This window comes from Mammaliicoccus sp. H-M34 (genome assembly GCF_022386495.1).
Lineage (GTDB): Bacteria > Bacillota > Bacilli > Staphylococcales > Staphylococcaceae > Mammaliicoccus > Mammaliicoccus fleurettii.
Genome location: NZ_JAJNIK010000003.1, coordinates 192,202 through 204,532, shown reverse-complemented (window position 1 = coordinate 204,532; position 12,331 = coordinate 192,202). Strand labels below are relative to the sequence as shown.

The window sequence follows — 12,331 nt, the reverse complement described above, 5'->3', positions numbered from 1 at the left end:
TAATATTTTAAAATATCGCTTAATTTAATAGAAAAAGATTATATTTACAATTTATGTGCAAAAAAAATAAAAACACCTTTACGATGTTTTTAATCAAATATTTTAAAAAGTAATTTTATAGCCCATCCAAACAACCTTGGAATAATAAAAACTGCACCTTTAATCAAATCCCAAATTATAAAAAACCCTTCAAAAAAATCCCAAAAACTAAATTTGTTCTCTTTATTCTTCTTATATTTTTTTCTCATAAATGCCCCCACAGATTAGATAATCATTCTAGTAAAAATAAATTCAATTACGAATTTCAGCCCTCTTAACATTTGAATAAAAACAAATATCATCGAAAATAAAAAGAATATTAATGAGGGTATCCCAATTTTCATCCCTTTATTCCAATTTTTGATGGAAACAATAAGAAATAAAGATATCAGTGATAAATAGGACATGCCAAGACCAATTGTAGTACCTGCTTTATTCTGATGTCTAAATTTACCCATTAAAGACTCATAAAAAACATCTCTAACCCCTAAATTTGAAGTATATATATCAAAACTAATACCAAGTATTACTAACAAAGCATTAAATATAACAACAATCCCAATAAATACACGAACCATTCGATCACCCTTTATATTATCAAATTTATGTAATAACAATTATAAAACAATAGTATTATAATTGTGCAATAAGGGCAACCTGCTGTAGCAACTTGCATCTAAAATATCATCTTATCTTTAGATCACAATTCTTTCATATAAAAATTTTCTAATACTTATGATAAAATATTAATAATAAATAAATTTGAAATATTTAGAAGAAACAATCGGAGGAAATATGTACTTATTATGTGGCATTATAATAACAATAGTAGGATTGCTAGTAATAATATGGGAAGGAAAAAGTATTTTCAACATTTTTCTATTTTCGTTTGGTGTACTATTAACCCTATTTGCTATATTAAAATTTTTAAGTGAAATGTTTTTCAGATGAAAAAATATAATAAGTAAGAAAATCTCTCAACCGTAATGATTGAGAGATTTTTTGTTTGATCGAATTAATAATTTCAACTTTATAATTGCCTTTCTTGTTATATAGGATTAATATCAATTTATCTCATATAAAAGGTGATATAACATGAACACTATATCTAAATTAACGATACTTTATCTTACACTATTTTTGACTACAACAATTGTTGGCTCCATATTGCTTTATTTACCGATAACAGGAAGAAAATCTATCCACTTTATAGATGCTTTCTTTGTTGCTACAAGTGCTTTTACAGTAACCGGACTTTCAACAGTGGATATACCTAGCCAATTCAATGATTTAGGTTATCTAGTTATCTTATTATTAATACAAATAGGCGGCTTAGGTATTGTTACATTAACCATTTTTATATTGATTTTAACAAGAAAAAATATCTCTTTTAAAAATAGAGAATTATTATTATATACATGGAGCGAGGATAATGATTCTGGTCTCTTAAAAATAACGATGCGATTAGTTATTTTTAGTTTAATAGTAGAATTAATTGGTGCAATCATATTATCCGCAGTATTTATCCCTGACCACGGCATAGCAAAAGGTGGATTCATTAGCATATTCACATCAATTTCATCATTTAATAATGCAGGATTCTCACTATTTTCTAAAAGTCTGATTCCATATAGCGATAATTTAATAGTAAACGTTATCGTTCCATTGTTAATCATAATAGGAGGCATTGGATATATCGTTATATTAGATTTATGGCAATCAAAAAGAATAACTAAATTAAAATTACATTCAAAAATCGTGCTAACTGCTACAGGAACATTAATTTTTATCGGATCCCTATCATTTTGGTTATTAGAATTAAATAATACATTAAAAAACGATAACTGGATTGTACAAATATATAAATCAGTATTTCAATCCGTTTCAACACGAACAGCTGGTTTTAATACTGTAGATATTGGACAATTACATGATTCCACCCTTTTAATATTCGATATGTTGATGTTCATAGGTGCAGGTCCCATGAGTACAGGTGGTGGAATAAAAGTCACTACCTTTACAATAATATTAGTATATATATACTCACAATTAAAAAGTCAAAAACATTCTCATATATTTAAGAAAAGTATTATCAACGAACAAATTAATAAAGCAATCACAATCGGCTTTTTATCAAGTATTTTAGTATTAATCACAACATTTATCATATCGATTCAAAATCCAAAATTCAGCATGTCACAAATATTATTTGAAACAATATCAGCATTCGGTACAGTCGGACTATCAACCGGTATTACAGCAGATTTAACAACAATATCTAAAATCGTACTAATCCTTTTAATGATAATAGGTAAAATAGGCATTCTGATTATTATGGCTATATTTATCCATCCAAAAAAAGAAGGATATTATTATTCAACAGAGAAGATTCATTTGTAGAATAATTAGTTGAAAATGCAAATTACTATATATTCACCAATATAGACAAAAAACCTCACGCTAAGTGAGGTTTTTTTATTCTTCAATTCCATCTTCATCAAATTTACTAACCATACCATACTCGTCCACAATGTAAGAACCCGCAAGTTCACCATCTTTAGTATAGTAAGCAAATCCCCAACTACCATCATCTCTATGCTCAGGTTCTTTAAATGTGTATGAGTCAGTATCTAAAGTTTCACCCTCATAATCCTCAACAAAATCCATAACATTAGATCTATCAACTATTTCATCAGAAGGTTCATTATCATCAGGTAATTCATCGTAAATAGATTTTTCTTCACCACTTTCCACTCTTAATGAACTTTCATATGCAGCACTTGCTGGCCCCTCTAATACATTTCCTTGAGGTATAACATCATTACTCACTGCACTATTGTATGCAATAACTTTTTGTTCTTCAGTGTAGTCACCATATAATATTTTAACTAACGTATCTCTATCAGTAACATTTTTATAATTCAAATTTTCATTTTCTTCTTCATTAGTATTAACTTCTTCTGACGACTGTTGTTCATCAGTCGTAACTTCTTCAGTTGATTGTTCTTCAGTATTAGATGCCGACTTATTAGCATTTTCTTTTTTAGAGTCTTCCTTTTGCTTGTTATCTTCCTTATTCTCTTCATTATTATCATTAGATGAACTATCTTCTTTCTGACCACATGCCGCTAGCACTAACATTGATGAAAAGAATAAAATAATTAATTTTTTCATTCATTTTCCCCCTTAAATGTATTTAACATGATTAATTTGATTATAAACTAATCGCACACTATAAGTACACTTTAAATTACATTATACACTATAGTTTGATAATGACTTGTTTCTCTGATGAGGCAATACTGTGGCAACAAAAACAAAAAGCCCCCAACCACAAGGGTTGAGAGCTATATAATAGAGACAATGGGAGTTCATTATACCGTTTATCTATACGTTTAATTATCGCTATAAGTATTGTTATAACTATGTTTTGATTATATTACTGATTGTGTTGATACCTATAATTGAGGAAAAACATAAAATTTGTGCACTTTAAATTATATGAATAGTATTATATTATTACACAACTGATTTTATTTAATAATTATATCTAGTATTACTACTTCTATTTTTTAAGATTTCTTCTCATTGAATTTTATTTCTTTAAATTTTTGTTTCAGATGTACAACTTCCTTTGATAATAAGCCTCTTTTTAATTATAACGTTAATAAAAATATAATCCATTAAATAACATCCCTCAGTTGCCACTAGTTTATAACAATATATTTTATATAAACCTAAACTTAAAAATTTAATCGTCTAATCCGAAAAATTCCCTAACTTTAGGGATTCTTATAGCTTTTGAAATCCCAAAAAATACAGCTATGGAACATATAATTATTATAGTTACTAAAAAGACATCAGAAACACTTGTACTAGTATCAGTTTGCTCTTTACCATAGCTATCTGCATCATATGGAAAAGCTTCTATAACATTGTTATCCATATATAATTTTAATGCTCCATCATGATCGACATACCATTTTTGTCTACTATAAGGTTCATCATCTTTTTCATCTGAAACATCAACTGTTAAATCATAGTCACCTTCGTTTACAATAGTATAATAAATTGTAGTATACGGTTTTTCTTTTTCATCTTTATAAAATACCATAATTTTTTCGTCATCAACTATAAAAACTTTATCAGATGATGCCCAAGACCCTTGTATTTCATCACTTTGCTTACCACAAGCTGCCAATATAAAAATTAATAAATAAATTGATAAGAATAACGATGCTTTTTTCATTAAAATACCTCCAATGTTATATATTTTTTGTATGGTCTTATAATACAAATATTTAATGCTTTTAAATTTTGCACAACTATTATTCCATCTAAAAAACAATCTTTTTAATTAGAAACAGTTTACTTTATAAAAAAGAATACAAACTACTATAAATTCGAGCATGTATAATCATTTATATTTTTAAATTGGAATAAGAAATCTATTGGTTATAAGTGCATTAAAAATATTACAAAAATGATGAAATTTTCAGTTAACATATTTAGCAAATATTATTGTTTGTTATAAATTGATATTTCATAATACAAACTTTAATCATCAATATAAACAATTAAAAACCTTTTTTAAATGAGGTTTCGTGTTTTATTCCGATTCTTCCATTTCTCTATCCATTCTTGCCTGAGCTTCTGGGCTGACACAACCACCCACAGTACAAAAAGATCCATCTGGTTTGTAATATCCCATTGCATCTCCTCCACCTTGTGCCTGAACATATTCATTGCCTTCATTATCAACCTGACCATTTACATCTTGTCCGTTTTTGAATTGTTCAACTATTTCTTCTTTACTAGGTGATTGCTGAACAGATTGATCAGTAGCTTCTTGTTGTTGCGTTGGTTGTTCCATAGCCTCTTGTTGTTGCGTTGGTTGTTCCATAGCCTCTTGTTGTTGCGTTGGTTGTTCCAAAGTGTTCACTTCTTGAGTCGGTATTTCTTCTGTTGACTGTTGCTCATTAGATACCACTTCTTCTGTTGATTCTTCTTCAGTATTAGATGCCGACTTATTAGCATTTTCTTTCTTAGAGTCTTCCTTCTTCTTACTATCTTTTTTATTACTATTATCTTTCTTAACTTCTTTTTTATTCTCTTTATTATCATCATTAGATGTACTTTCTTCTTTCTGCCCACATGCCCCTAACACTAACATTGATGCAAATAATAAAATAATTAATTTTTTCATTCATTTTCTCCTTTAAATGTATTTAACACGATTAATTTGAGTATAAACTAATTGCACACTATAAGTATATATTTTTTAAAAATATACACCAGAAACTCTCAAATGGATTTCTAGGCAAGTTAGCAGTCAAAAACTATCCATATAAAAGTATTTCAAATCATTTAAATTACAATGAGTATGTGGTTATTTTTGATCTTATACACTAGATCAATCGAATTAGTGTGTTAACTTAAATGGAATTTGTAATTCAGTGACCTTTTTATTATCTGAGTATCCAAATCGAGTACGCAAATATTAATACTTAGTAGAAAAAGAATATAGATTGAACAATAGTTATGATGTAAAATTATCTTTAAAGAGCTTAATTTCAAAATTACTAACTGGTTGGGTGAGGTTATGTTGGAAAAGTATAAAAAAATGGTAGAACGATATATTAGTAACAATGATAAAATAGTCGCAGCATATTATGGAGGTAGTATTGCTAGAAATGATTCAGATATCTTTTCAGATATGGATTTAAGAATCGTGATTGATAGTCAAACAAAAAAAGATAAACTTTTATGCGAGTTCATTGATTTATTTGAGAATAAAATATTTATAGAAGATAAATCAAATAATTTTTCCGTATTTCATTTAGATGACTTATTTAAGATAGATGTTTTTGTATATTATAAAGATGAACTAACACCAAGTATTTGGTTAAACAATATAGATATTATAAAAGATACAGATGATTTTTTATCGCAAATTAAAACTCATTCAAGTAAACCTGTAACTATATCACCAGAAAGAATCGTTTATGTAAGAAATAAATATATATCTTATTTAATAGAAACATATAAAAGAGAGAAAAGAGAAGAGTATTATTATCTTAATTATTCAATTAATATGATGGCTAACATTATTTGTTATTTATGGTATTTAGACAATGGTGAGGAACCTAATAGTCTAGGTGATTGGTCAAAGTACCAAGGCACTAGAAGTAAATTAGATAGTTACAGATTAAAAATCTTAAATGATGTAATTACAAAAGATTATTTTGATCAAAGAACAACACTAAATAAAGAGTTCATCAGCGTTTTAGTTAACATGGATAAAAAACATAAAATTAATAAGTCAAAAGAAAGTAAAGAATTAATTAGCATAATAACTGAAAAATTTCATAATATTTAACATCATAAGCAAGAACAACAATTAGAATGCGTTTAAAAGATTGGAAGGATACTATAGTAATAAATAATTAATATGGATGTGTATATATGGATGACTTAACTAAGCAGCAACAATACATAATTACCAACTTATTTAAGATATTGTTAAATTTTTGAGTGACATTAGAGTGATGTTTTAATAATAAAAACCCTATCTATATTAATTTATAGATAGGGTTAAATTACTTTGTGATTTAATTTTTTAAGTTCTTTAGAATTGATCTGGAATGATTTACACAATGATAACCCTTTTGTCATATTATCAATTTGATTGTAAATATTTTTGGACACTGTTCCATTTTTATTTTTAACTTTGAGAGTTAAAGGTATAGTAACATCTTTACATATGAAGAATTTATCTAAATCTATGAGCGATCTTCTTTTAAATGGATGTTCATTTAAAAAATCATCAGAATCTATATAACAATTCACCTTATCTAACAATAAAGGTTTATACGTTTGGGCTTTTATTAATTTTTTTGTGTCAGAATTTTCATAACACACATACATATGAGCTTGTAATGCTAATGTGTCATTTATAGTTGGAAAAGGGATCTTTAAAGTAATAACATCTCTTGCATTAATCAACTACCAATACACCATCCTCAATGTCTACATACACTGGATTTATTAACGATGAATCTTCACTAATTTTTTCTAGCGTTTCTAACATATGATCTTCTAATAAATCCTTTTCGTTTTCGTTAAATAAAAACACTTTATCATTAACTTTCACTATTTTGTATTCTTTTAAAGTATCTACATAATTATATAATTGATTAAACAACTTTGAATCATGTAATGTAATATCATTTTCGTGAATTTTTATTTCTCTTTCTCCAGAATGAAGTCGTTCTTCTTTTGATTTCCATAAATCGAATTTATGAGTTAAATTAGATAAGTCTTGATCATTATGAATTAATGTTAAGATTTTGGCTCTTCTCATATTTTCGATTTCTTGTTCAGAAAAACTAATATCTTTTTTACTTACCTCTTCTAATAGTTTATCTTTTCTGTATGTGTAGTCACCATATACATCACTAAAAACTGGACCTTTTTCATAAGCTTTTAACTTATATAAATCATAATTTTGGTTGGTTTCTCTATTAAACATTTCAGAAAAAAATAAAAATTTCTGGATTTGCAGTGAGGACATATCGTTTATACTATTTTCGTCTTCTAACCATTTTATTTTTTCTAATTTATTGTCCTTCGACCAAATAACATCCATAGTGATTCCCTCCTCAATAACATATCTTATTTACTAAGATATACTACCAAATGCAACAATTAGTTACCTATCGTTACATCTATTTCTAATATATTATAACATTTGGTTTATAAAGTTAATAAGATTTTCAACTTAAATTCACCTACTTTCAGCACTGTCATGTGAATATATTTCTCTCATAGTCTTTCACTCCAACTTGATATACATAATAGCCAAATCAAAGGTAAATCAATGAAATTTATTATGATTAGATACCCTAAAACATAGCATTTAAAGGCAGAATACTATTTTAAAAATTATAATAAACAAGAATACTTTGATACTTAGTTGACACTTTGTTATATATTACAAATCTTGTTTCTTTTATTAATTCAAATCTAGATCTTTAAGTATAGTTTTAATCATTTCTTCTTTTGTAACATCATCTTTTATAACTTTTTCATTTTCTAATCCTAAATAATCATGTGCAACAAACCAATCTTTCAATTCATTCTTACCAAAACCTATATCACCTTTGGAGTTATGTCTTTTTAAAGTTTCTTCAAAAGATATATCATAATAATATGCATATATATCTGTTTTGCCTAAGAAATATTTTCTTAGCATATTACCATATCTATGCTCTTTTAATATACCTTCTATAATAATAAATTCACAATTCAATAGTCCATATTCAATTAAGTTATCAATTAAACCGACAGTTAGATTTCCTGGCTTGTCATACAGCATTTCTCTCCTAATCATATCCTGAGAAATCAACATTGTCTGACAACCAATCCTTTGTTGCAATAATTTTGCTACTGTTGTTTTCCACTCCCAGAATTCCCTCTAATTATAATGACCTTAGACATGAAAACACCTTCCCAAAATAATAGTTAAAAAAATATGTATAATCATATACCATACAAAAACAGCCCACCAATTAAAGTGGGTTTATTCTTTATATTCATCTTTCAATATCCCCATATAAATATCTGTATGATATTGATTATTTATTAAAGCTCCTTTTCTATCTCGGCCTTCTTCAATAAACCCAGCTTTTTTATATGAATTAATGGCACGTTCATTATAATCCAATACTCTTAAATATATTTTATTTAAGTTTAATGTATTAAAACCATAATTTAATATTGCCTTGGTAACGCTAGTTCCTATGCTTTTCCCCCAATAGTTCGGATTAAATATACCGATAGCAAATCTTGCTTTATTATCTTCTTCTTCAAGTTTTAGACTAACTTGTCCAATAAACACACCTTCATAATCGATAACCCACTCTAAAGAGTTACTATTTATTTCTTTGATCAAAAGTTCAGCTTTTTCTCTAGACTTTTCAGTACGATGATCTAATGATGAACCATACATTTTTAATAATTCTTTTTCAAAAGGAACAATTAAATAATCTTCAACATCACTTAATTTTGCATCTCTTAATAATGTATTTTCTGTAACACTTATTGTTGCTTTTCCCAAATTAATCACCTACTCAATATTAGATAGTTTTTACTATAAATAATTAAACTTACTCATCTATTCATTTATATAGTCTTTTACATTTATTAAATTCTATCACATAAAGAGAATGGGCAAGTAATGAAATATTCACTTGATTCTATGCATATTTTCAATTTTTATAACAACTGGTTAGATATTCTTTATAAAAGTTATAGTTAAATGCATTTATCGTCACAATTATCTCAATAGACAACATCTATGAATTATGGTAATTTTATAATATAAAAAGGACGATGCACTTACATGCCTCGCCCTCACGAGCCCGTTAAAAAGACGGTAGCTTTTTTGTGTAAATTATAAAAATAACCATCAAAATCAGCTAAAGTTAGAGATGGTTATTTTTTATGGTCATTTTTACTAATTAGCACTATACCAATGATTGAAATGACAATCATTAATATCTCATAATCAGTCAATGTTGCACCTTTCTTGGAGCTCAACCATATTTCATAAGCATCACCCCATTGTCATGAGATTAGCCACCATTTATCCAACTTGCTCACTTTAATATTTTATCTACATTACCAATTTTTGTCTAATAGCGAAAAGCTTAAATATTCACTTGATTCAATACACATTTTCAATTTTTATAACAACTGATTAGATATTCATTATAAAAGTTATAGTTAACTGCATATATCGTCAAAATTATCTCAATAGACAACATCTATAAATTATGGTAATTTTATAATATAAAAGGACGATGCACTTACATGCATCGCCCTCACGATCCCGTTAAAAAGACGGTAGCTTTATTGAATACATTATAAAAAATAACCATCAAAATCAGCTAAAGTTAGAGATGGTTATTTTTTATGGTCATTTTTACTAATAGAATTAGTATATAACTAATATGTAATAATTAGAGTAGGTCTAATACATTATTTAATATCTGAAATGCCAGCAAACTATTTATACAAAAAATACGACTTTAAATATGTTAAAGAAAACACTCCCGCTATGTATATTGAATATTGATATTTAAGCAAAAATAAATAAGACACCCATCCAGATTATAAATAGTTTGGAAGGTGTCTTATTTTTATATTTATAAACCTTTTTAATTATAATATTAATATGTAACTATTCTTCATCTAAAGCCTTCATTTTTTCTTCGAATTCTGCATCTTCTTTTGCTTGGCGCTCTTCTTCTTTACGCATTTCTTCTTCATATGCTGCATCTTCTATCGATTGGCGTTCTTCTTCTTTACGCATTTCTTCTTCATATGCTGCATCTTCTTCTGCTTGTTCTTTTTCATATGCTGCGTCTTCTTTTGCTTGACGTTCTTCTTCTTTACGCATTTCTTCTTCATACTCAGCGTCTATTTTTTCTTGTTCTTTCAAAAAATCATCATATTCTTTATCTGCTTCATCGCCTAATCGATCGTATTCTTTCTCAATTCTCTCTAATAAGTCATTATACTCTTTATTTGTAACACCACGACTTACACGATTCATCTTTTCTCCTTCTGTTAAAGAATTATATTCATCGACTAAATAATTGTACTCCTCAGCAGTATAAGGATAATCCTCACTATCATCTTCTGTTTCCTTCATTTCATTTGTTGTTTCATTTGTACTTGTACTTGAATTTGTATTACTATTCCCTTTAATATCAGATTTCCTAATTTCCCATTTACCACGTACCGTATCGAATAAAGGCACAAAATCCATCTCTAGCGTATATCTTTGAGAATCTGGAACATCATAATATATATACCCTGTACCTATATTCCCTTTATTTAATAAATGAGAGAATCCTGCATGATTATCATCTGTTCCAAACCACTCTTGAAAGTTTTCTTGTTTCGATTTCATCGTAAATGCAGAATTATCAACTAGAACTTGGTCATCATTATGATTTTTAAATTTAAATGAAACTTTAAGCGCTTGTCCATTTTCAGGAGCACTATATTCATCATAATCATTATTAAATTCAACTTTGGTTACTATTATATCAACACCGTCTGCATCAACAACTTCTCCCACTTTAAATGTCTTCATTTGCTCATTTGCCTTACGTTTACTGTGTGTTGATTTATGCTTTTTGTTATCATTCGACTCAGCTTTTCTTTCAATGTTCGAACTATTGCAACCTACTAAAAATAATCCCGCCACCATTATTAACAACATAATTTTTTTCAATTTTCTATCCTCCATTTATGATAATTAAACATATCATATCACAAAAGAAGTAAAATGATAGCACAAAATTAAATTGCTCTTAACTTTTTACTAGTTATTTTATATTTTTAAAAAAGAGAGTGCTGTAATCACCCTCTCTTTCATTACTTTTCTTGTGAAGATGTTTGTAGATCACGTTGTTTGACTTGAATTTGCTGGCTATCATTACCGACTTTAGGTTGTTCTAATGTTGGCTGTTGTATAGTTCGCTCTTCAGTTATTACTTCTTCATTCTAAAAATTTCTTTTTATATGTGTCTTAGACATTCATCATTCATTTAAATTATTCCTAATAATCTTATAAAAGTAATTTTATTACTTTTTGATAAATAATCTACAGCTTATTTAAACTATAAACTAGAATATTTATTTAGTGTAATGGTACTATAATTAAATATATTGAGGAGTTGAACAATCTATGAAAATCACGATTGAACCACATAATTCAAATTGGGCTAACATTTACGCTAAAGAAGCTAACAAGATTAGCCAAATTTTTGGTCAAGACTTAGTTGACATTTACCATATTGGTAGCACAGCTATTCCGGGTATAGAGGCTAAACCTATTATCGATATTTTGCCTGTTGTTAAAGATATAAACAAAGTTGACCAGTATAATTCATACTTTGAGAACATTGATTATGAAGTGCTTGGTGAATTTGGTATTAAAAACAGAAGATACTTTACAAAAAGTGATAAAGTTACAAAAGAAAGGCTTTTTCATGTTCATACATTCGATATTTATAATCAGTTCGATATAAATAGATATCTCGCATTCAAAGCATACTTAATTGAACATTCAGATGTCGCAAAACAATATTCCAATTTAAAAGAAGCATTATTTGTTAAATTTAATGGTGATAAAGAAAACTACATAAACGGTAAAGATTCATTTATCTTATTTAAATCTTTTTCTTCAAATAACCTTGCTTCAATTGTCATAATATAA

12 protein-coding genes and 1 pseudogene are annotated in these 12,331 nt (G+C 27.4%); 3 read left to right on the top strand and 10 right to left on the bottom strand.

Annotated features, from left to right (window positions below; all coding sequences use genetic code 11):
• Positions 1-89: 89 nt before the first annotated feature.
• Together LQ608_RS05255 and LQ608_RS05250 are read right to left on the bottom strand one after the other, a co-directional pair.
• Positions 90-248, bottom strand: a complete 159-nt coding sequence (locus tag LQ608_RS05255) for a hypothetical protein (protein WP_239750480.1) — start codon at positions 246-248, stop codon at positions 90-92.
• Positions 249-263: 15 nt separating this feature from the next.
• The gene (locus tag LQ608_RS05250) at positions 264-617 is read right to left on the bottom strand and encodes a hypothetical protein (protein WP_239750478.1); all 354 of its coding nucleotides are present in this window, start codon (positions 615-617) and stop codon (positions 264-266) included.
• Between the two features lie 517 nt (positions 618-1,134).
• On the opposite strand from LQ608_RS05250, the gene LQ608_RS05245 reads away from it, so the two are divergent.
• Positions 1,135-2,439 carry a TrkH family potassium uptake protein gene (locus tag LQ608_RS05245; protein ID WP_239750476.1) on the top strand — a complete coding sequence of 435 codons (1,305 nt, stop codon included), beginning with the start codon at positions 1,135-1,137 and terminating at the stop codon, positions 2,437-2,439.
• Between the two features lie 75 nt (positions 2,440-2,514).
• On the opposite strand, the pseudogene LQ608_RS12520 reads toward LQ608_RS05245, so the two are convergent.
• The 3 genes and pseudogenes from LQ608_RS12520 to LQ608_RS05230 form a co-directional block, all read right to left on the bottom strand.
• A pseudogene (locus LQ608_RS12520) lies at positions 2,515-2,739 on the bottom strand (hypothetical protein); the annotation flags it as partial.
• A gap of 1,051 nt (positions 2,740-3,790) precedes the next feature.
• The gene (locus tag LQ608_RS05235) at positions 3,791-4,288 is read right to left on the bottom strand and encodes a hypothetical protein (protein ID WP_239750468.1); all 498 of its coding nucleotides are present in this window, start codon (positions 4,286-4,288) and stop codon (positions 3,791-3,793) included.
• A 360-nt stretch (positions 4,289-4,648) separates the two neighbouring features.
• The gene (locus tag LQ608_RS05230; RefSeq protein WP_239750466.1) at positions 4,649-5,245 is read right to left on the bottom strand and encodes a hypothetical protein; all 597 of its coding nucleotides are present in this window, start codon (positions 5,243-5,245) and stop codon (positions 4,649-4,651) included.
• Between the two features lie 399 nt (positions 5,246-5,644).
• On the opposite strand from LQ608_RS05230, the gene LQ608_RS05225 reads away from it, so the two are divergent.
• The gene (locus tag LQ608_RS05225) at positions 5,645-6,418 is read left to right on the top strand and encodes a nucleotidyltransferase domain-containing protein (RefSeq protein WP_239750464.1); all 774 of its coding nucleotides are present in this window, start codon (positions 5,645-5,647) and stop codon (positions 6,416-6,418) included.
• 215 nt (positions 6,419-6,633) lie between these two features.
• On the opposite strand, the gene LQ608_RS05220 is transcribed toward LQ608_RS05225, so the two are convergent.
• From LQ608_RS05220 to LQ608_RS05200, 5 genes are all read right to left on the bottom strand, one after another.
• On the bottom strand, positions 6,634-7,044 hold the full coding sequence (locus LQ608_RS05220; RefSeq protein ID WP_239750456.1) for a hypothetical protein: 411 nt from the start codon (positions 7,042-7,044) through the stop codon (positions 6,634-6,636).
• Positions 7,037-7,687 carry a hypothetical protein gene (locus LQ608_RS05215; protein ID WP_239750454.1) on the bottom strand — a complete coding sequence of 217 codons (651 nt, stop codon included), beginning with the start codon at positions 7,685-7,687 and terminating at the stop codon, positions 7,037-7,039. Before LQ608_RS05215 ends, LQ608_RS05220 begins: the two co-directional genes overlap by 8 nt.
• Before the next feature lie 366 nt (positions 7,688-8,053).
• Positions 8,054-8,449, bottom strand: a complete 396-nt coding sequence (locus tag LQ608_RS05210; RefSeq protein ID WP_239750452.1) for a P-loop NTPase family protein — start codon at positions 8,447-8,449, stop codon at positions 8,054-8,056.
• Positions 8,450-8,620: 171 nt separating this feature from the next.
• Positions 8,621-9,157, bottom strand: a complete 537-nt coding sequence (locus LQ608_RS05205; RefSeq protein WP_239750451.1) for a GNAT family N-acetyltransferase — start codon at positions 9,155-9,157, stop codon at positions 8,621-8,623.
• Between the two features lie 1,125 nt (positions 9,158-10,282).
• On the bottom strand, positions 10,283-11,344 hold the full coding sequence (locus tag LQ608_RS05200; RefSeq protein ID WP_239750449.1) for a DUF4352 domain-containing protein: 1,062 nt from the start codon (positions 11,342-11,344) through the stop codon (positions 10,283-10,285).
• 456 nt (positions 11,345-11,800) lie between these two features.
• Between LQ608_RS05200 and LQ608_RS05195 the strand changes: the two genes are divergently transcribed.
• On the top strand, positions 11,801-12,331 hold the full coding sequence (locus tag LQ608_RS05195; protein WP_239750444.1) for a GrpB family protein: 531 nt from the start codon (positions 11,801-11,803) through the stop codon (positions 12,329-12,331).